Source organism: Nocardia sp. NBC_01327 (genome assembly GCF_035958815.1).
Taxonomy (GTDB): domain Bacteria; phylum Actinomycetota; class Actinomycetes; order Mycobacteriales; family Mycobacteriaceae; genus Nocardia.
The window spans coordinates 2,447,625-2,468,439 of record NZ_CP108383.1; the positions used below are offsets into that span (position 1 = coordinate 2,447,625).

Here is a 20,815-nt window from a genome sequence, read left to right on the forward strand (position 1 = left end):
GTGCGCACCGGTAATCGGAATCGCCCCCTGCGGCTCGTCCGAACAGCGCTCGTCTGGTTCGGACAGCACGGGTTCGGGCTGTGCGGTTGGGACGTGGGCGGTGCGGTTCCTGGTCGAGGTTGGAGTGGCCGCTTATGTGGCTGGGATTGGGGTGCTGGCTGGGGTGAGGGTGCTGGAGAAGGCGCGGACTTTGTCCAGGGCGGTGAGGATGTCGTGGATATCGCGGGGGTCGCCGAGTAGGACGCTGTGGTGCATGAGGAGGGTGTGGTCGCAGTAGTGGTCCGCGCCGGGGAAGGGGCGATCGGTGGCGCGGGCGGTGTTCCAGGTGGCGGCGAAGCGGGGTTTGGTGTGGGGGCGGAGGAGATTGCTGCGGGGCAGGGGGATTCGGGGTGGGTAGACCCTGGTGTGCAGTTCGGCGGTGAGGGCTGCGGCGACCCGTTCGATGGGGGCATTGCCGAAGGTGCCGGGGTCGAAGCGGAGGCCGTACTCGTAGACGGCGCGCCGATTCACCTGTGCCGGAACCGGAATCGGCGTCAGGCCCGGGATCGCGGCGAGTCCGGCCTCCAGCTGCCGTGTCCGGGATTCGCGGTGCGCGTGCTGGGCGTCCAGCCGTGGCAGCTGATCGAGCAGTACCCCGGCGGTCAGCTCCGACATGCAGTAGTTGCCGCCCATGATCTCGCCGAGCTCGACCAGTTCGTATTCGCCGGGCAGCGGATCGTGCGCGCTGTATCCGCGCGAATCGGCGCGCAGCATGAGCATGCGCCGGTACAGCTCCGGACTGTCGGTGATCGCCGCCCCGGCCTCACCTGCCGCGAGGGTTTTGGCCGCACCGAGGCTGAACACCCCGATATCGCCGAAGGTGCCGACGGCCCGGCCCGCCCACTGCGCCCCGTGCGCCTGCGAGCAGTCCTCGATCAATGCCAGACCCATATCGCGGGCCAATTCGGCGAGCTCGTCGATCGGCGCCACGGTGCAGGCCAGATGCACCGCGATCACGGCCCGGGTGCGCCCGGAAACCGCCGCGTACACGTGATCGGCGGTGAGACAGCCGGTTTCGGGATCGACATCGACCAGCACCGGCAGCGCCCCGGCCCGCAGCACCGCGGTGGCAGGCGCGACCCAGGTGACGGCGGGCACGATGACCTCATCCCCGGGGCCGATGCCCAGGGCCTCCAGTGCGATGACCAGCGCACTGGAACCGTGGTCGACACTGACCCCGAACGCCGCACCGTTGTACCGGGCGAACGCCTCCCCGAACAGCCGCTCCCGGGACTTCCCGCCCGCCGGGCTGTACCAGCTCACCGACCAGCGCGAAGAGCGCAGCGCGGCAAGCAGTTCCGCCTCGGTATCGGCGTCGTACTGTGGCCACTGCGGCCACGACACCCCACCACGCACGGGCGCCCCGCCATGAACCGCAAGCATGAAATCTCCTACCGAGCTGATCACTGTCGTACGCGCGGTCGCCGCGCAGAGAAGGTGTGCCGCGCAGCAGATTCCGCGCGCGATATCGTCCGCCGGATCCATGCGGTGCGGCGTGCGAATCAGTGGATGCCGACCGCAGGTGACGCGGGGGAGGGCTGGGCTATGACCTCCAGCGCTTCACGGATCTCCGCTACCGAAACCTGTACCAGCGGGAGGCTTCCGGTCATGGCCGGCCGACCCAGGCTGCGCAGCAGCACGAACGGCACCGAGCCCGGCCGCGCGTCGAGATAGCCCTTCTTGTTGTCCTCCTCCACCACCCCGAGCACATCGGCCACCTGCACCGTGGCCGGCAGCCACGGCTCGACGCCCAGCCCGGCGACGATTTCGTAGTGCACGCTCACCTCGTCGTCGGACAGCCACCCGCGCGCATGCGAGATATGCGCTGCCACCAGCATTCCCACCGCAATCGCGCCGCCGTGCGTAATACCCGCCGCACCGCGCACCCGGTGATCGCAGATTTCGATGGCATGCCCGGCGGTGTGGCCGTATTCCAGGACCAATCCGGCGCGGCGCTCGAACGTATCATCCTGTGTCACCGCGGATTTGGCATCGATGCTCGCATCCAGCAGCCAGGTCAATGCCTTCGGCGCGGCCAGGGAGCCGGAGCCGATGATGGCGCGCAACGGTTCCAGCGCCGCCGGCTGAATGGCAAGGCAATTCTTAGCCATTTCGCAGAAGCCCGAACGGAGTTCGGCCTCCGGCAGCGTCTCGAAAAGCCGCACATCGGCATACACGGCCGTCGGCGCGTAATAGGTGCCGATGTGATTCTTGCCGACCGGGCTGTTGATCGCCTGCTTCAGTGACAGCACCGAATCCATGGCGGCAATGGTGGTGGTCGGCACATGCACCAGCCGCACTCCGCGGAACAGCAGATTCGCCATGAGCCCGGCCAGATTTCCGGGAACGCCGCCGCCGAAGGCCACCACCACCGAGCGCCGGGTCATCCCCGAGCGCAAGGCCTTCTCCATATGTTCCGTCAGGCATGCGAGCGTCTTCATGGACTCACCCGCGCGATGGGTCAGCGTGAGCGACGGAGTATCGCCGGCCAGCCGCTCGATGACAGTGCGGTACAGGCCCAGCACCTGATCGTCGGTCACGAAAACCAGTTTGTCGGCCGCCATTCCGGCAATGCCCTCCGCTATTTCGGCAAGACAATCGTCGCCGAAGGAATACGGATAGGACTGCTCGCCGATCCGAATGGTGCGCGAAGTGATGGCCATTGTCTTGCTCCTGATTCTGCGGCGAACTCGCTCCGAACTTCACTGCCAGCGCCGGTGCTGTCTCGCCGTGCAAATATCGAATGGTGGGTTGCCCTTTGGCAACCGGTGGGATACCCCAGTCATGGGCTGCGCCCCGGGCCGCAACCACTGGCCGGGGCAGCGCCGAGCGCCGGTGCCACTGTCAGGGGTACCGGCGCGGGTGAACTCGGGTGTGGCGGCGGGCCTCCGACCGGTACTGTGCTACTCGAGCCGGGTGGCACGAACCGGCAGTCGATCGGAGAACCGTTGTCCGACAATGAAATCGGAGTACCGACCGCAGAACTGCTGCGCGCGCCGACGCTGGCCGAGTTCATTCGCGAGCGCCGCACCCGGGGCACCTCGCGACATCCGGCCGGCCTGACCCGCAAGCAATTGGCCGAGGCCACCCACGCCAGCCTCGGTTATGTCGCCAAGATCGAACAGGGTGATGCCCTCAATCCCGGTCCGGCGATTCTGGATTCGCTCGCGACCGTGCTGTGCCTGGACTCCGCCGAGCGGGTGCACCTCTACCATCTCGCCCAGCAGCGCCCCACTCCGCCGACCCCGGAGCCGCTGCGTCCGGGCAGTGCCGCGGCGGCCACCGTCCGGACCACTTTGGACGCGCTGCTGCCGCACCTGGCCGCCGCGCTCGACGACGGCTGGCACGTGGTCGACTGCAACAGCGCCTTCGACGAGGCCTTCCCGGGTCTGCGCCGCAGCGGGCACGTACTGCGCTGGATCTTCACCGATCCGCGCGCCCGCATGGTCATCGAGGATTGGGAGCGGGAGGCGCGGCTCATGGCCGGACGCTTCCGCGCCTACGCCGCGCACGCCATGGACCGCGAGGACATCGACCTGCTACTGCGCGAACTCGGCGAGTACGCCGACTTCCGCCGCCTCTGGGAGGACGCGCACGTATCGATCGGCCGCCCGGATTCCGCCTTCCAATTGCGAAATCCGAAGACGGCCACCGTATTCGACGTGGTGGTGCAGCGGTATCGCAGCACCACGCCCGAATCCGCCCATCAGCTGTTCATCGGATTGGTCGGGCGGGGTGTGTGATCAGGCGGGCAGGCCGTCCATGAATGTCCGCAAGAGCGCATTGACCTCCTCCGGATGTGTCAGATTCGCGGCAATGGCGGCGCCGGGAATGGTGTGCGTCTCGGCCCGGCCGCCGAGCGCCTCGGCCAGTTCCCGCATGTCCTCCGGGCTGGTGGCCTGATCGCCGACGCCGCGCAGAATCATTGCGGGACAGTCGATATCGCCGAGCAGCTCGAGCACCGAATCGCGGTTGATCACACAGTCGGCCGCCTGCCGAATGCGCCCGCGATCCTCGGCCAGCCATTTCTCGCGCCACGGCCGCCGGTGCTCCTCGGTCCCGCCGATGGTCAGCGCCGACACCATCTTCATGACCGGGGCGGGCAGTACATACCCGGTCCAGAAGTCCAGTACCTCGCGATACCCCGCCCGGCGCTGCGGGGTCATGGCCGTGGCCGCCGAGCCGATCACGATCAATCCGCGCGTGCGCGGCCGGGCCAGCAGTGTCATCCGCAGCGCGGTGCACGCACCGTGCGCCACTCCGCCGGCCACCACCCGCTCGATGCCGAGGTGATCGGCCACCGCCCAGGCATCGCGTGCCAGGTCCCAATAGCTGAAAGGCGTCCCATCGTCCTCGGTGCGGCCGTGCCCGCGCGAGTCGATGCAGATCAGGCGAATCCGCTCACCCAATTCGGCCCGCTGCAGCTCGAACATCTCCTGGTCCATCAGCATGCTGTGGCCCAGCACAAGTGCCGGTCCTGTCCCTCCCGTGTCGGTGTAGTGGATCTTCGCTCCCCCACGAGCAACGAACGGCATTCTGGGACTTTACGACGTCACCTGGCACACCGGTATGTGAAATGCAATTCAGTCACACATGAAAAGCCCTGTATGCCAGCAGAATCCGGGGCTTGTAGGGAAAGGCCCACCGTCTGCGCAGCGGAACTGCGGGTCGTGGAAGCAGTGCGGCCCACGCAACGTGAATGCAACGAAATGTGGCCTACCCTGGCCCATTTGGGCCAGAACCTGAGAATTGCTTATGGATCCGAGAGAGGCGCCGCAATCGGCGGTAGGCTTGCCTTCGAAGGCGGGGCCTTCGGTGTCCCTCATCCGCCGAAAGCCCCGCCCTTCGGCTTTCTCCGGCACCACCGCGGTTGGTTCCGATTCCCGGCCATCTAGAATCTCACGGTGACCAGCACAGCCTCTGAGAACTCGCGTAATCGTGCCGATGCCCTCCCCAAGAACTGGAATCCCAGTGAGGTAGAGGGTGACATGTACGAGCGCTGGGTAGCCGCTGGTTACTTCCAGGCCGACGCCACCTCCGCCAAGCCCCCGTACTCGATCGTGCTGCCCCCGCCCAATGTGACCGGCAACCTGCACATGGGCCACGCTTTCGACCACACCCTCATGGACATCCTCACCCGCCGCAAGCGCATGCAGGGCTATGAGGTGCTGTGGCTGCCCGGCATGGACCACGCCGGCATCGCCACCCAGTCCGTGGTGGAAAAGCAGCTCGCCGTCGACGGCAAGACCAAGGAAGACTTCGGCCGCGAACTGTTCATCGACAAGGTCTGGGATTGGAAGCGCGAATCCGGCGGCGCCATCCAGGGCCAGATGCGCCGCCTCGGCGACGGCATCGACTGGAGCCGCGACCGCTTCACCATGGACGACGGCCTGTCCCGCGCCGTGCAGACCATCTTCAAGAAGCTCTACGACGCGGGCCTCATCTACCGCGCCGAACGCCTGGTGAACTGGTCGCCGGTACTGCAGACCGGCATCTCCGACCTCGAGGTCACCTACAAGGACGTCGACGGCGAACTGGTGTCGCTGCGCTACGGCTCGCTCAACGACGATGAGCCGCATGTGATTGTCGCCACCACCCGCGTGGAGACCATGCTCGGCGATACCGCGGTCGCGGTGCATCCGGAGGACGAGCGCTACCGGCACCTGGTCGGCACCACCCTCTACCACCCGATCACCGGCCGTCAGATCCCGATCGTCGCCGACGACTACGTCGACCCCGAATTCGGTTCCGGCGCAGTGAAGATCACGCCCGCGCACGACCCCAACGACTTCGAACTCGGACTGCGGCACAACCTGCCGATGCCGACCATCATGGACAAGACCGGCAAGATCGCCGACACCGGAACCGAATTCGACGGTATGGACCGCTTCGAAGCCCGGGTCAAGGTGCGCGAACGCCTCGCCGCCGAGGGCCGCGTGGTCGCCGAGAAGCGTCCCTACAGCCACAGCGTCGGTCACTCCGAGCGCTCCGGCGAACCCATCGAACCGCGCCTGTCCATGCAGTGGTGGGTCAAGGTCGAGACCCTGGCCAAGGCCGCCGGTGACGCGGTCCGCAATGGCGAGGTCAAGATTCACCCCGCCAGCCAGGAACCGCGCTGGTTCGACTGGGTCGACAATATGCACGACTGGACCATTTCCCGGCAGCTGTGGTGGGGCCACCGCATTCCGATCTGGTACGGCCCCGAGGGCCAGGTCGCCTGCGTCGGCCCGGACGAGCAGGCCCCCGAGGGCTGGGTGCAGGACCCGGACGTCCTCGACACCTGGTTCTCCTCCGGCCTGTGGCCCTTCTCCACCATGGGCTGGCCGGACTCCACCGCCGAACTCGAAAAGTTCTATCCCACCAGCGTTCTCGTCACCGGCTACGACATCCTGTTCTTCTGGGTCGCCCGGATGATGATGTTCGGCATGTTCGTCTCCGACGACCCGGTGCTCACCGAGGGCAAGGATCCGCAGCAGAAGCAGGTCCCGTTCCAGGATGTGTTCCTGCACGGCCTGATTCGCGACGAATTCGGCCGCAAGTACTCCAAGTCCAAGGGCATCGGCGTCGACCCGCTGGTGTGGATCGACGAATACGGCGCTGATGCAACACGATTCACCCTCGCGCGCGGCGCGCAGCCCGGCAGTGACCTTTCCGTGGGCACACCGCACGTGACGGCCGCGCGCAGCTTCGTCACCAAACTGTTCAACGCCTCCAAATTCGCGCTCATGAACGGCGCCGAGCCGGGCACGCTCCCGGACCGCGCCGGTCTTACCGACGCCGACCGCTGGATTCTCGACCGGCTCGAAGAGGTTCGCGCCGAAGTGGATTCGAATATCGACCGCTACGAATTCGGCAAGGCGTTCGAAGCGCTCTACCACTACACGTGGGACGAACTCTGCGACTGGTACCTGGAACTGGCCAAGGTGCAGTTCGCCGAATCCGACGAGCGCGCAGCGAGCACCCGCATCGTGCTCGGCAATGTGCTCGACGCCGTGCTGCGGCTGCTGCACCCGGCCATCCCGTTCGTCACCGAGCAACTGTGGCAGGCCCTCACCACTGATGCCGCCGGGGTGCGGACGGGTGGCGAGTCCCTGGTCATCGCGGAGTGGCCGCAGAGCTCCGGCATTGCCACCGATGAGGTTGCGGCCCGCCGCATTTCGGACACGCAGCGGCTCATTACCGAGATCCGCCGGTTCCGCAGCGATCAGGGCCTGGGCGATAAGCAGAAGGTGGCCGCCAAACTGATCGCCATCGACACCGCCGACCTGGTCGCGCAGCAGGCCGAGATCACCAACCTGGCCCGCCTCACCGAGCCCGGCGACGATTTCGCCGCCACCGCCTCCCTCGAGGTGCGGCTCACCAATGCCACCGTCACCGTCGAAATCGATACCTCCGGGACCATCGACCTCGAGGCCGAAGCGCGCCGCTTGGAGAAGGACCTGGCCGCCGCGCGGAAGGAATTGGCAGGCACCACCGCCAAACTCGGCAACGAGGCCTTCCTGGCGAAGGCTCCCGACGAGGTGGTCGCCAAGATCACCGCGCGCAAGGAGATCGCCGAATCCGAAGTCGAGCGCATCGGCGCCCGGCTCGCCGAGCTCGAGAAACTGGCGGTGCGCAAATGAATGCCGAACCCGAACCGCAGTACAACGATGCCGGTCCGCTGATCACCTCGCCGGTGGATCTGGCCGAAATGGCGCTGGTCGAGGCCGAACTCGACAAGCGCTGGCCGGAAACCAAGATCGAGCCGTCGCTGACCCGCATCGCGGCCCTCATGGATGTGCTCGGCTCACCGCAGCACGGCTACCCGGCCATCCAGATCGCCGGCACCAATGGCAAGACCTCGGTCACCCGCATGATCGATTCGCTGCTCACCGCGCTGCACCGGCGCACCGGGCGCATCACCAGCCCGCACCTGCAGCTGGCCACCGAGCGCATCGCCATCGACAATGCGCCCATCACGCCCGGCCAGTACGTCGAGCTGTACCGCGAACTGCTGCCGTTCCTCGAGATGATCGACAAGCAGTCCCTCGCGGCCGGCGGCCCGGCGCTGAGCAAGTTCGAAGTGCTCGTCGCCATGGCCTATGCGAAATTCGCCGAGGCGCCCGTCGATGTCGCGGTCGTCGAAACCGGTATGGGCGGCACCTGGGACGCCACCAATGTGATCGACGGACAGGTCGCCGTCATCACCCCGATCGGCTTGGACCACACCGAGTACCTCGGACCGGATCTGACCTCCATCGCGGGGGAGAAGGCCGGAATCATCAAGAAGGCCCCGGTCGACGAACTGGTCCCGCGCGACACCGTCACCGTCATCGCCGAACAGCAGCCCGAGGTGATGGAGGTGCTGCTCCGCCGCGCCGTCGAGATGGATGCGGCTGTGGCACGCGAGGGTTCGGAGTTCCGGGTGCTCTCGCGCCGGGTCGCCATCGGCGGCCAGGTGCTGGAACTGCAGGGCCTCGGCGGCGTCTACGACGACATCTTCCTGCCGCTGCACGGCGAACACCAGGCGCACAACGCGGTGCTGGCGCTCGCCGCGGTGGAGGCGTTCTTCGGCGCGGGCGCCTCGCGCCAGCTCGATATCGATGCTGTGCGAGCCGGATTCGCCTCCGCCGTCAGCCCCGGCCGCATGGAGCGCATGCGCAGCGCGCCGACCATCTTCCTCGACGCCGCGCACAATCCGCACGGCGCGCAGGCCCTGGCCGCCACGCTCACCAGCGAATTCGAATTCCGCAAACTGGTCGGAGTGGTTGCGGTACTGGGCGATAAGGACGCCGCGGGCATCCTCGACGCGCTCGAACCGATCTTCGACGAGATCGTCGTCACCGAGAACGGTTCTCCTCGCGCCCTGCCCGTCGAGAGCCTGGCCAACCTGGCCGTACAGCGCTTCGGCGATGAGCGGGTGGCCGTCGCCACCGATCTGCCCGACGCCATCGAGACCGCCATCGCCCTCGCCGAAGAAGGCGAGGGTGGCGAACACCTCTCCGGTGCGGGCATCGTGGTCACCGGATCGGTCGTCACCGCCGGGGCGGCCCGCTCGCTGTTCGGAAAGGACCCCGCATGAGTGAGGATCAGCCCTTGGTGCCCGAGGGCGTGCCAGCCCCCGCCACCGACCCGTGGAAGGGCTTCCGCGGCGTCATGGCCGGGACGCTCGTCCTGGAAGCCATCACCGTGCTGCTCGCGCTGCCGGTGGTCGCGACCGTCGGCGGCGGGCTCAAGTGGTGGTCCGTGCTCTACGTGGTCGGCCTGGGTGTGCTGATGTTCCTCGGCGCCGGCGTGCAGCGCCGACCATGGGCCATGGCCTACAACCTCGGCCTCCAGGTCGCCCTGCTGGCAGGCGGGTTCATCCACGTGTCCATCCTGGTCATCGGCGTGGTCTTCGTCGCCGTCTGGCTGTTCATCCTCTTCATCCGGGCGGATGTGAAGAAGCGCATGGAAGCGGGCACATTGCCCAGCCAGCGCATGTCCCAAGCCTGAAATCCGGTCGAACCGGGCGTGGCCGGGGTATGAGCCCCGGCCATCGGTTTTTCCGCAGGCCAACTTCCCAGCTACGGTATGCGCGTGACTGAGCAGACGTTGGTACTCATCAAGCCGGACGGCGTGGCCCGGGGCCTGATCGGGGAGATCATCACCCGGATCGAGCGCAAGGGTCTGAAGTTCGCGGCGCTCAAGCAGGTGAACGTCTCCGAGGAGATCGCCGCGGAGCACTACGCCGAGCACGCCGAGAAGCCTTTCTTCGGTTCGCTCATCGAGTTCATCACCTCCGGCCCGGTCGTCGCGGCCGTGCTGGAAGGCCCCCGGGCCATCGCCGCTTTCCGCCAGATCGCGGGCGGCACCGACCCGGTCGAGAAGGCAGTGACCGGCAGCATCCGTGGCGATTACGCCCTCGAGACCCAGTACAACCTGGTCCACGGCTCCGACTCGCCGGAGTCCGCCAAGCGCGAAATCGCGCTCTGGTTCCCCGAATTCACCCTCTGAGCAAACCTCACGACAGGTCCCGGCACCCTGTACCGGTCGGTACGGGGCCGGGTCCGGCTGTGCTCCGATCCGCGACGCGTGACGCCCATAAGGGGTTCGTGGGCGCGGCGCTCCGAGGTCATGTGGGATACTGGCATCGGAAGTGGCCGCTGCCCGCCGTTTGCGGCAGGTGAGGGTCACATCTGATTGACACCACGGCACGACGGACGATCATCGCTGCCGCCGACGGCTTCAAAGACTCGGCTGTCGGGCGGCCCGCTGGATGAACGCTCGTGCTGTGGGGTTGAGCCAAACCACCCAGGCGCCACGTGACCAGTTAGCCCGAACGACGAAAAAATAGGTGATAACGGGCACGCGGCGCGCAGACCACTGATCTCGCGCCCATGGGCGCGAGGCGAAGACAGCGCCCCCGCGTCGGCCGCGTCACTCTCTGGAGGGACGCGCCCGGGGGCCCAAGGAGATTTCGTGGCCGAAAAAGAGCCGCAGGAAGCAACATCACAGGTGAACGCCGCAGGGGAGGCCGCGGACACACCCCCGGCTGCCGAACAGTTGCCGGAACGGATCCGAGTGCACGCACTGGCGAAGCTGCTGGGAGTCACCAGCAAACGAATCCTGGCCCACCTGACCGAGATGGGCGCCCAGGCCCGCAGCCCGCAATCGAGCCTGGACCGCACCGTCGCCGAGACCGTCCGCGACGCCTTCGGACCCAGAGCCGTCGATCCGGCCCCCGCCACCGTCGAGGAAGCCATCGTCAAGGGCGATGAGCTGGCCGCCGACGAACTGGCCGCCGAAGAGGTCGAGGTCGCGGAAGCCGCCGTGGTTTCCACCCCGCGCAAGCGCGCCCCCAAACTTTTCACCAGCCCGTTCCAGCAGCCGGAGCTCCCGGTCGAGGAGCCGGTGCAGTACCAGCCGTCGGGCCTGGTCGCCCAGCCGCTGTTCCAGTCGCCGGACTTCGCCGCCGCCGAGGAGGCCCGCCGCAAACTGCGGGCCGAGCGCAAGACCAAGGTCGAGGACAAGCCGAAGGCCGAGAAGGCCCAGGTCGTCGAGGACAAGCCGCGCACCGAGGACAAGCCCCCGGCCGAGGAGAAGTTCCAGGCCGCCGAGAAGACCCGCGTCGAGCAGAAGACCAAGGTCGAGGCCAAGGTCGCCGAGGACAAGGCTGCCGAGGACACCTCTTCCGAAGAGGGCGACGACGAGCAGGACTGGGACGGCGAACAGCGCGGTGACGGCGCGTCGCGTCGCCGCCGTCGTGGCCGTCGCGGTCGCGGCCGTGGTCGCGGCGAACAGCACCCGGACGACGAGTCGGGCGAGATCGATCCGGAGATCGAGGATCAGATCCGGGCCGACGCCGAGGCCGAGGCCGAAGACTCCGAGGACGAGGACGACGATTCGGCCGTGCCGGAGGGCTCGAGCAGCCGTCGTCGCCGTCGCCGTCGTCGCCGCAAGGGTGGCGAGGAGGCCGAGCCCGAGGCCGTCTCCGAGGACGATCCGCCGAATACCGTCGTGCACGAGCGGGAGCCGCGCAGCAAGCGCCGCGCCGCCGCCACCAAGGATGTCGACGAGGTGCAGGGCATCAGCGGGTCCACCCGCCTGGAGGCCAAGCGCCAGCGCCGCCGGGACGGTCGTGAGGCCGGCCGCCGTCGCCCGCCGATCCTGACCGAGTCCGAGTTCCTGGCCCGCCGCGAGTCGGTGGATCGGGTGATGGTGGTGCGCGAGAAGCACTTCCAGGACCACCCGACCTCCACCACGCAGGTCGCGGTGCTCGAGGACGGCGTCCTGGTCGAGCACTTCGTGACCAGTACCGGGTCCGCGTCCATGGTGGGCAATGTCTACCTGGGCAAGGTGCAGAACGTGCTGCCGTCCATGGAGGCGGCGTTCGTCGATATCGGCCGTGGCCGCAATGGCGTGCTGTACGCGGGCGAGGTGAACTGGGAGGCCGCCGGTCTCGGTGGCCGCGAGCGCAAGATCGAGCAGGCGCTGCGCCCCGGTGACACCGTGCTGGTGCAGGTCTCCAAGGATCCGGTGGGCCATAAGGGCGCTCGCCTGACCACGCAGATCAGCCTGGCCGGTCGCTTCCTGGTGTACGTGCCCGGTGGCACCTCCACCGGTATCAGCCGCAAGCTGCCCGATACCGAGCGCAAGCGGCTCAAGGAGATCCTGCGCGATATCGTGCCGCAGGATGCCGGCGTCATCATTCGCACCGCGTCCGAGGGTGTCGAAGAGAACGAGCTGGCTCGCGATGTCGAACGGCTGCAGCAGACCTGGCGCACCATCGAGGAGCAGGCCAAGGGCGGCTCGGGTACGCCCAAGACGCTGTACGAAGAGCCGGACCTGCTGGTCAAGGTGGTTCGCGACCTCTTCAACGAGGATTTCTCCAAGCTGGTCATCGAGGGCGACCGCGCCTGGACGACCGTGGAGAACTACATCCGTACCGTCGCCCCGGATCTGCTGGTCCGCGTCGAGAAGTACGACAACAACGGCGTGGACGTCTTCGGCAGTCTCCGCATCGACGAGCAGCTGGCCAAGGCGCTCGACCGCAAGGTGTGGCTGCCCTCGGGCGGCACCCTGGTGATCGACCGCACCGAGGCCATGACGGTGGTCGACGTCAATACGGGCAAGTTCACCGGCGCCGGTGGGTCGAACCTGGAAGAGACCGTCACCCGCAACAATCTGGAGGCGGCCGAGGAGATCGTCCGCCAGATGCGGCTGCGGGATATCGGCGGCATGATCGTCGTCGACTTCATCGATATGGTCCTCGAGTCGAACCGGGATCTGGTGCTGCGCAGGCTGACCGAGGCCCTGGGCCGCGATCGCACGCGTCATCAGGTCTCCGAGGTCACCTCGCTGGGCCTGGTCCAGATGACCCGCAAGAAGCTGGGCACCGGTCTGGTCGAGGCGTTCTCCAGCACCTGTGAGCACTGCCACGGCCGCGGCCTCATCGTGCACAACTACCCGGTGGAATCCGCGCCGGTGGAGGAGGGCGCCGCCCGTCGCGAGGGTTCGCGCCGTCGTCGCAAGGACCGCGGCAATGCGGCTCCGGAGACTGCGGCCGTGCCCGAGCCCGCCGCGCCGGTGGTCGTCGAGGAGACCGCGGAGAGCAAGGAGAAGGCTGCCGCCCGGCGCGCCCATCCGGTCGCGCTCGCCATGGCCTCGCACCACGACGAGGACATGGACGACGCCACCTACGCCGAGCACGCCCTGGCGAATGCCGCGGCCGCGGGTGCGGAAGCCGTGGCCGAATCGGCCGCGGCGCGCTCCGCCGAGTCCGAGGCGGTGCGTCCGGCCGAGCCCGCCAAGGCTTCGACCAACGGAACCTCCTCGCACACAAGCGAATCCGAGGCCGCCGCGGATGCCGTGGTCGCCGAGGAGGCGATCGTGGCCGCCGCCGAGGCCGCGGTGCACGTCACCGAGGCGCAGGCCGCGGCTCCGGTCACCCGGGCGCCCGAGCCGAAGCCGGAGGTGACCGAACCCGCGCAGCCCGCTCGCCGGGCCGGCCGCCGCCGGGTCGCTCGCGCGGTCACGGCTCCGGCCTCCGCCAGTGAGGGCGCGGTGTTCGTGCTCTCCAGCGCGGATCAGCCGCAGACCCCGGGCCTGTCCCTCGCGGATCTGGCCCCGGCCGAGGTGGCTCCGCGAACTCGTCCCCGCCGTCGTGCCGCCGGTCGCCCTGCGGGCGCTCCAGAGGGCGAGAACTGATCATCTGAGTCCGATCCCGGACTCTGTCGTGGCCCCGCCCGTACCTACGGCGGGGCCACGGCTGTTCCCCAGGCCAGACCGGTTTCGCGAGTGTTCATGAGCCCGGAACCCCCGGTTTGGACGCCCCGGCCGTGTCCTGTACTCTTGGACAGTCGCTGCCCCCGGCGACAGCGCTTGCTGTGCGGCATCATTCAGCCAGTAGCGCTGTGAGAACGAGGGCCCGGTTCATGTGTGAACCACTGGCCCGAGGCGGCGGTGAATACCAGACCAGTCGTACGGCGGTTTCCGGTGCGAGCCGGAGGATCAGCCGTGTGAACACAGTGTTGATACAGCACTTGTAACAGGAAGAAGGGCAGCCGACCGATGGCAACGTACGCAATCGTCAAGACCGGCGGAAAGCAGTACAAGGTCGCGGTCGGTGACCTGGTGAAGGTCGAGAAGATCGAGGGTCTGCCGGGCACTTCCGTGTCCCTGGCGCCGGTGCTGCTTGTTGATGGCGCCGAGCTGACCACCGATGCTGACAAGCTGGCGAAGGTCTCCGTGTCCGCCGAGGTCGTCGAACAGACCAAGGGCCCGAAGATCCGCATCCACAAGTTCAAGAACAAGACCGGCTACCACAAGCGTCAGGGCCACCGTCAGAAGCTGACGGTCCTGAAGGTCACCGGCATCAAGTAATCCGACTTGGGGTTCGTCACCCCGGCACGAGGAGTTTGAAATGGCACATAAGAAGGGTGCATCCAGCTCGCGCAATGGTCGCGATTCGAATGCGCAGCGACTCGGCGTCAAGCGTTTCGGCGGCCAGGTCGTCAAGTCCGGCGAGATCCTGGTTCGCCAGCGTGGCACGCACTTCCACCCCGGCGTGAACGTCGGCCGTGGCGGCGACGACACGCTGTTCGCCCTCGAGGCGGGCTCGGTGCAGTTCGGCACCAAGCGTGGTCGCAAGACCATCAACATCGTGGTTCCGGAGCCGGTGTCGGCCTGAGCCGCACTGGAGCTAATCCACACGCACTTCGCGACGCGGGTCAGGGTGATCAACCCTGGCCCGTTTCGCTGTTTTCAGAGTCACACGTCGGCCACCCTGGCCGTGCGATAGCGATCCGACTGTCCTGAAGGAGGATGATCACCGATATGTCCAAATTCATCGACCGTGTCGTATTGCACGTACATGCGGGCAAGGGTGGGCACGGATGTTCCTCGGTACGCCGAGAGAAGTTCATGCCGCTCGGCGGACCCGATGGCGGTAACGGCGGTAATGGCGGGGATGTGATCCTCGAGGTCGACGGCAATATCCACACCCTGCTGGATTTCCACTTCCATCCGCATGCCCGTGGCGGCAACGGCAAACCGGGCGAGGGCAACGACCGCAGCGGTAAGCGCGGCGAGGGCCTGGTGCTGAAGGTGCCGGACGGCACGGTCGTGATGAGCGCCGACGGCGAGATGCTGGCCGATATGGTCGGCGTCGGCACGCAGTTCGTCGCCGCGCTGGGCGGCCGGGGCGGGCTGGGCAATGCCGCGCTGGTCTCGAAGGCGCGCAAGGCGCCCGGTTTCGCGCTGCTCGGTGAGGACGGGCAAGAGCGGGATCTGGTTCTCGAGCTCAAGTCGGTCGCGGATGTGGGCCTGGTGGGCTTCCCGTCGGCCGGTAAGTCGTCACTGGTTTCGGTGCTGTCGGCGGCCAAGCCGAAGATCGCCGACTACCCGTTCACCACACTGGTGCCGAATCTCGGTGTGGTGCAGTCGGGCGACACCACGTTCACCGTGGCCGATGTGCCCGGTCTGATTCCGGGCGCGAGCGAGGGCCGCGGTCTGGGACTCGATTTCCTGCGGCATCTGGAGCGCTGCGCGGTGCTGGCCCATGTGGTGGATTGCGCCACCATGGATCCGGGCCGTGATCCGATCTCCGATGTGGATGCGCTCGAGGCCGAGCTCGCCGCCTACAAGCCGGCGTTGAAGGCCGATGCGGAGCTGGGCGATCTGGCGGATCGTCCGCGCGTGGTCATTCTGAACAAGTCCGATGTCCCCGATGCGGCGGAGCTCGCCGAAATGGTGACCCCGGAGTTCGAGAAGCGCGGCTGGCCGGTGTTCGTCATCTCTGCCGTGAGCCGGGATGGCTTGCGGCCGTTGACCTTCGCGCTGGCGGACCTGATCAAGGAGTACCGCGAGCTGCACCCGAAGGCCGAGGCCAAGCGTGCGGTCATCCGCCCGATCATCAAGGGCGACACCGGTTTCACGGTCATTCGCGATCCCGAGGTCGAGGGCGGGTTCCTGGTCAAGGGCGAGCGCCCGGAGCGCTGGGTGGCGCAGACCCAGTTCGACAACGAAGAGGCCGTGGGTTACCTGGCCGACCGCCTGGCTCGCCTCGGTATCGAGGAGGAGCTGGTCCGGCTGGGCGCCGAGCCCGGTGCGCCGGTGACCATCGGCGATTACTTCTTCGATTGGGAACCGCAGATCTCCGCCGGTGTGGAGGTCATGATGACCCGCCGTGGCGCGGATGCGCGCCTGGATCAGACCGAGCGCATCGGTGCGGCCGAGCGTAAGCATGCTTCGCGTGCGCGCCGTGGCCTGGTGGGCGACGAAGACCAGTAGTTCGAACAGAGGTGTGGTGCAGTGAGTTCGAGTATCACGCGGGTGGATTCGGGGCTCAGTGATGCCCGCCGCGCGATCGCGACGGCGCGCAGTGTGGTCGTCAAGATCGGGTCCTCTGCGCTGACGAGTCTCGAGGGCGGTCTGGAGACCGACCGCCTCGATCGGCTGGCGGATGCGGTGGAAAGCCGCATGCGCGCCGGATCCGATGTGGTGGTGGTCTCCTCGGGTGCGATCGGCGCGGGTATGGCGCCGCTCGGATTGTCCAAGCGGCCCAAGGATCTCGCGACCAAGCAGGCGGCGGCCAGTGTCGGCCAGCTGGCTCTGGCCCATGCCTGGGGCAACTCCTTCGCCCGCTACGACCGGGTGGTCGGGCAGGTGCTGCTGAGCGCCGGTGATTTCGGCCGCCGCGAGCATCACCGCAATGCGCAGCGCACCCTGGATCGGCTGCGCTCACTGCACGCCATTGCCGTGGTGAACGAAAACGACACTGTCGCAACGGAAGAGATCCGCTTCGGCGATAACGACCGGCTGGCCGCCCTGGTGGCGCACCTGGTCGGCGCGGACGCGCTGATCCTGCTCTCCGATGTGGACGGGCTCTACGACGGCGATCCCCGTAAGGGAGCCGCCAATTTCATTCCAGAGGTGCGCAGCAGCGCCGATCTGGACGGCGTAATCGCCGGTAGCGGTGGCGCATTGGGCACCGGCGGCATGGCCTCCAAACTTTCCGCCGCCCGGCTCGCGGCCGATGCCGGTGTGCCGGTACTGCTGGCCGCCGCCTCCGATGCCGCCGCCGCCCTCTCCGGTGCGACCGTCGGCACCGCCTTCGCCGCCCGCCCGGTTCGCCTGTCCGCCCGTAAGTTCTGGGTCCGGCACGCCGCCGACAGCCATGGCGCGGTGCATATCGACGCGGGTGCGGTGCAGGCCGTCGCCGAACGCCGCCGCTCGCTGCTCGCCGCCGGAATCACGAAGGTGGACGGCCGCTTCTACGGTGGCGATGTCATCGATCTCATTGCACCGGACGGCCGTATCGTCGCCCGCGGTGTGGCTGCCTACGACAGCGATGAGCTGGAATCGATGAAAGGTCGTTCCACCGGCGACCTTTCGGACGGCATGCAGCGCCCTGTCGTGCACGCCGACGATCTGGTCAAGCTTTAGCCGAAACTCGCAGCTGCTCAGCGATTTCCAGGAAGACGAAGACGTTGGGGATGCCGTTGGTCGCAGCTCTGATCAGTGAATGACGTTGTCCGGCAACATGAATGGAAATGAATCCATTGTGATTCCGGATCTCCTGAACGTCGCTCCACGGCACCGTTTTCCCGCGCGCGGTCACCTCGTTCCGGTTCAGTGTGATCCACCCGAAGGTGAGCGTCTGCCCGGCTTCGACAGCTGCCAGTGCGCCGGGCAGCTGAGCCTCCCGCACCCGTCCCCAAATGGTCGGCCCCCACCGCCAGACTTCGAGGAATTCGTCGTTGACCTGGTAGTCGATGCCGCTCGGATCGCTCAGTAGGTAGCGGTCGCGCATTGTGACGAGGGGTAGGGCGCCGAGCAGGATGGCATTGGACTGGGCCAGGTCCTGCCGCACTGTCACGGTGTCCCAGCGGAAGACGGCGGCCGTGCCGCTGCTGCTGATCACCGCGCCCTGTTCGAACAGGCTCAGTTGTGCGTCCTTGAATCCGGTGCCCGGTTTCCGGGCGCGCGCGTATTTCACGCGCGCCGGCAGATGCCGTGGCGATCTGAGGACGTTCCTGATTTGCGTGAGGGTCAGCCCGATGCCGACGAGCGCTGTGACACCCAGTGCGCCCGCTGCCCCTTTCGTCACCGTGCCGACGACGAGGAGAGCCGCCACGATCGCAATCGGAATACCGTAGATCCACAGCGGCGATCCGCCGTACCAGCGGTGCGGGTGGGTCGAGAGATGGTGCCCGAGGAGGTGATTCGCGGCGACGGTCAGGGCGGATTCGGAAGGTCGCTGGCGTGCGGGCACATCCGCCGGCCTGGGCCCGGGTTTGTGTTCCCCGCCCGTTCCGGTGCCCCGGTCGGGGTGCAGTTCGACCTCCTGCAACGCCTGGATCGGATCGTGGCTCGGCAACGGGTCCGTATTGCTGTCGACGATCAGCGTCTGCTCGGCGCCTGTCATCGGATTCCTGGCCGTCACTGTGATCCGGTTGTCTGGATCGATCTCCCCGGCGATCTCGATTCTGTGGCCGCCGCGTGGTGCGGGCGGCAATCCGTCGAGGTGCAGGACACCCAGCAGCCGGTTGTGGCTCACGGCGTTGTAGATGCCTTGGAAGACTTCGATGGAGACACGGGATTGATTGTCGGTTGTCGTGGTGACGAAGATCGATTTCCTGCTGGGCAGGCGCGAGCCCCGCGCGATCAGTGGCGCGAATCCGCCGCCCCAGACGGCGATTCCGAGGAACGTCGGAACGCAGTCCAGCAGCGTGTGGTCGCGGACGGTGCCGTCGAGAACGCCGGTGACGGCCGCCAGGCCGAATGCGACGGCTTGCTCCGGCGGCAGGCCGCGATACGGTTCCCGCCCACCGGCGAACTCGGTGATCAGTGCATCGAAGGCTGCCATGCGACTCGCGGCGCCGACCGGGATGACGCGGTCGATATCGCGAGTCGTCAGGCCTGCGTCGGTGATGGCCGCAGTGATGAGTGAGCGACACCGATCCAGCAGATCGGCTGTCATGGAGGCGAATTCGGCGCGGGTGAGCGTTTCGGTGAGAGACAGCTGGTTACCATCCGCGTCAGTGGCGAGGGACGGTAGCTCGATGATGGTGCTGGGCACGCTGGAGAGCTCATGCTTCGCATTTCGGGCGGCCGTGGTGACCCGTAAGAACGCAGGGATATTCAGTCCTAGGTGGATACCGTTGTGCGCGTGGAACTTTCGCAGCAGATGCTGGACGATGCTCATACCCCATTCGTGCCCGCCCAGGGCGTTGTCGCCGCGCACCGCGCGCACCTCGGCGACGCCTCGGTCTATCCGCACCACCGCGACACTGAACGTGCCCCCGCCGAGGTCTGCGACGAGGATCGTCTCCGCAGGCGGGTTGGTGTGCATGGCGTAGGCGAAAGCCGCCGCGCCGGCGTCGCCGACGAGGCGCAGGGGCCGCAGTCCGGCCAGGGTGCAGGCCTGCGTGGTTGCCCGCAGTTCGGCGACGCCGAAGTACGACGGCACCGATATCACCACATCGGTGATCTCCTCGCCCAGTTGAGCTTCCGCGTCGCGCTTGAGTTTCATCAGCACACAGGCGGCGATTTTCGGTGCGCCGAAAGTGCGGCCCTCGTCGGTGAATTGCCATTCGGTGCCGAGCTGTCGCCGCCAGTTGATGGCCGAGCGTCCGGGGTGCGAATGTGCCCGTTCGAATGCTTCCTGTCCGGCGAGCACCCTGCCGCCATCGATGAAGCTGACCACGGTGGACGTGAAGGCGGAGCCTTCCGCGTTCACGAGGATTCGGGGCTGCCCGTCTTCGAGGACGCACATGACCGAGTTCAGCGATCCCAGATCGATTCCCACCACGCGCGCCATGGCCGCCCCCTGCGAGTGTTCCTGTGCGACAGCGAAAATGTCACAGATCGACGGTGCCACAGCCCGGCGGCGCCGACAATCCGAGAATCCGGACGAATCATCACGGACCGGTCGGTCTCCTTTATCACCTTCGGCCGCGTGTCGGGGCGGCGCGGCGTGCGAGGGGCACCGGAAGGCCATGGAAAGGGCAGTGGGCGGGCGCGATTTGCGGGGCATTCTGTAACTGCACCCGGCGCCGCATCGAGATGTGCCCTTCGCCGATAGCGGTTGCCTGGATCCGGCGCGGTCCGCCCTTGCCGCGCCGGGCTCGCGGTCCAGTGGCCGCCCGCGGCGCCGGGTGCGCCCGCACCGCCGTGGAGGTACGCATGTACATACCGCAACCGGACGACACCCAGCTGTCGTGGGCGAATGGCCGTGACAATGCTTTCGTACATCGCCCCCTACTCCCGGACTGGCATGAACTGCTGGCCGCGTTCTGCGGCCATATCGGGGACCAACCCGACGATCATCCCGTGACCCGCTGGGCCCGGGGCCTCGCCGAATTGCATCTGGAGCGCCGGGAACAACCCCGCGATGCCGGTGGCATCGACGAGCTTCGTGCGCAGACAGTCACTTTCATCGACGACTGGGTGGCCAAGCGGGCACGCCGCAGCGTGCTGCGCGGCGAATCGCTCGGCGCCGTCGTCGATGTGATGGCCGCCGCGCATGTGCACGCCGTGTATCTGCTCAAGACGGCGGAGAAGGTATCCGATCACGAAGTGCACGCGGCCTGGTACCGGCTGGCGAAGATGGCGGACGGCTGGACCGATCAGGCAGTGCGGGTCCTGGGTTCCCAGGAACGCCGAAACTCGCCTGCCTACCCACGACTTCAGCGTCCGGCGTGAGAGCGACCCGGCGCTGCCTCGACTTCAGTGACCTGCGGTGTATTCGCTCCTGAGCTGCGCGCGCAAGGCAGCGACGGGAGCTGTGGGGATGAGCGGCCCGGTGACTTCG

15 protein-coding genes are annotated in these 20,815 nt (G+C 67.3%); 11 read left to right on the forward strand and 4 right to left on the reverse strand.

Features of this window, described 5'->3' with window-relative positions; genetic code table 11:
• Positions 1–132 precede the first annotated feature (132 nt).
• Positions 133–1,422 (reverse strand): DegT/DnrJ/EryC1/StrS family aminotransferase, encoded by a 1,290-nt coding sequence (locus OG326_RS10700; protein WP_327144470.1) that lies wholly within the window; start codon positions 1,420–1,422, stop codon positions 133–135.
• Between the two features lie 119 nt (positions 1,423–1,541).
• On the reverse strand, positions 1,542–2,702 hold the full coding sequence (locus OG326_RS10705; RefSeq protein WP_327144471.1) for a 2-deoxy-scyllo-inosose synthase: 1,161 nt from the start codon (positions 2,700–2,702) through the stop codon (positions 1,542–1,544).
• Between the two features lie 285 nt (positions 2,703–2,987).
• Between OG326_RS10705 and OG326_RS10710 the strand changes: the two genes are divergently transcribed.
• Positions 2,988–3,782, forward strand: coding sequence for an MmyB family transcriptional regulator (locus OG326_RS10710; protein ID WP_327144472.1), 795 nt, complete (start codon positions 2,988–2,990; stop codon positions 3,780–3,782).
• Here the strand turns inward: OG326_RS10710 and OG326_RS10715 are convergent, their stop codons facing one another.
• Positions 3,783–4,574 (reverse strand): alpha/beta fold hydrolase, encoded by a 792-nt coding sequence (locus OG326_RS10715; RefSeq protein WP_327144473.1) that lies wholly within the window; start codon positions 4,572–4,574, stop codon positions 3,783–3,785.
• Between the two features lie 369 nt (positions 4,575–4,943).
• Here OG326_RS10715 and OG326_RS10720 point away from each other — a divergent pair, with 369 nt between their 5' ends.
• The 9 genes from OG326_RS10720 to proB all read left to right on the forward strand — a co-directional run bounded on the left by OG326_RS10720 (position 4,944) and on the right by proB (position 17,445).
• Positions 4,944–7,661, forward strand: a complete 2,718-nt coding sequence (locus OG326_RS10720; protein ID WP_327144474.1) for a valine--tRNA ligase — start codon at positions 4,944–4,946, stop codon at positions 7,659–7,661.
• The gene (gene folC, locus OG326_RS10725) at positions 7,658–9,100 is read left to right on the forward strand and encodes a bifunctional tetrahydrofolate synthase/dihydrofolate synthase (RefSeq protein WP_327144475.1); all 1,443 of its coding nucleotides are present in this window, start codon (positions 7,658–7,660) and stop codon (positions 9,098–9,100) included. Before OG326_RS10720 ends, folC begins: the two co-directional genes overlap by 4 nt.
• Positions 9,097–9,513 carry a DUF4233 domain-containing protein gene (locus tag OG326_RS10730; protein ID WP_327144476.1) on the forward strand — a complete coding sequence of 139 codons (417 nt, stop codon included), beginning with the start codon at positions 9,097–9,099 and terminating at the stop codon, positions 9,511–9,513. Before folC ends, OG326_RS10730 begins: the two co-directional genes overlap by 4 nt.
• Positions 9,514–9,597: 84 nt before the next feature.
• Positions 9,598–10,014: a nucleoside-diphosphate kinase gene (gene ndk, locus OG326_RS10735; protein WP_297616851.1), complete on the forward strand. Its 417-nt coding sequence runs from the start codon at positions 9,598–9,600 to the stop codon at positions 10,012–10,014.
• A gap of 465 nt (positions 10,015–10,479) precedes the next feature.
• Positions 10,480–13,707: a translation initiation factor IF-2 N-terminal domain-containing protein gene (locus OG326_RS10740; RefSeq protein ID WP_442790939.1), complete on the forward strand. Its 3,228-nt coding sequence runs from the start codon at positions 10,480–10,482 to the stop codon at positions 13,705–13,707.
• Between the two features lie 363 nt (positions 13,708–14,070).
• The gene (rplU, locus tag OG326_RS10745; protein ID WP_067568881.1) at positions 14,071–14,382 is read left to right on the forward strand and encodes a 50S ribosomal protein L21; all 312 of its coding nucleotides are present in this window, start codon (positions 14,071–14,073) and stop codon (positions 14,380–14,382) included.
• 40 nt (positions 14,383–14,422) lie between these two features.
• Positions 14,423–14,689 (forward strand): 50S ribosomal protein L27, encoded by a 267-nt coding sequence (rpmA, locus tag OG326_RS10750; protein WP_327144477.1) that lies wholly within the window; start codon positions 14,423–14,425, stop codon positions 14,687–14,689.
• Between the two features lie 146 nt (positions 14,690–14,835).
• The gene (gene obgE, locus OG326_RS10755; protein ID WP_327144478.1) at positions 14,836–16,290 is read left to right on the forward strand and encodes a GTPase ObgE; all 1,455 of its coding nucleotides are present in this window, start codon (positions 14,836–14,838) and stop codon (positions 16,288–16,290) included.
• Positions 16,291–16,311: 21 nt separating this feature from the next.
• Positions 16,312–17,445 (forward strand): glutamate 5-kinase, encoded by a 1,134-nt coding sequence (gene proB / locus OG326_RS10760; RefSeq protein ID WP_327144479.1) that lies wholly within the window; start codon positions 16,312–16,314, stop codon positions 17,443–17,445.
• On the opposite strand, the gene OG326_RS10765 is transcribed toward proB, so the two are convergent.
• A complete protein-coding gene (locus OG326_RS10765; protein ID WP_327144480.1) occupies positions 17,435–19,822 on the reverse strand; it encodes a DUF6585 family protein in 2,388 nt (795 codons plus the stop codon). The two genes, proB and OG326_RS10765, sit on opposite strands and share 11 nt — an antisense overlap.
• A gap of 365 nt (positions 19,823–20,187) precedes the next feature.
• On the opposite strand from OG326_RS10765, the gene OG326_RS10770 reads away from it, so the two are divergent.
• Complete coding sequence (locus tag OG326_RS10770; protein WP_327144481.1) at positions 20,188–20,706, forward strand: DUF4254 domain-containing protein; 519 nt, start codon at positions 20,188–20,190, stop codon at positions 20,704–20,706.
• Positions 20,707–20,815 lie beyond the last annotated feature (109 nt).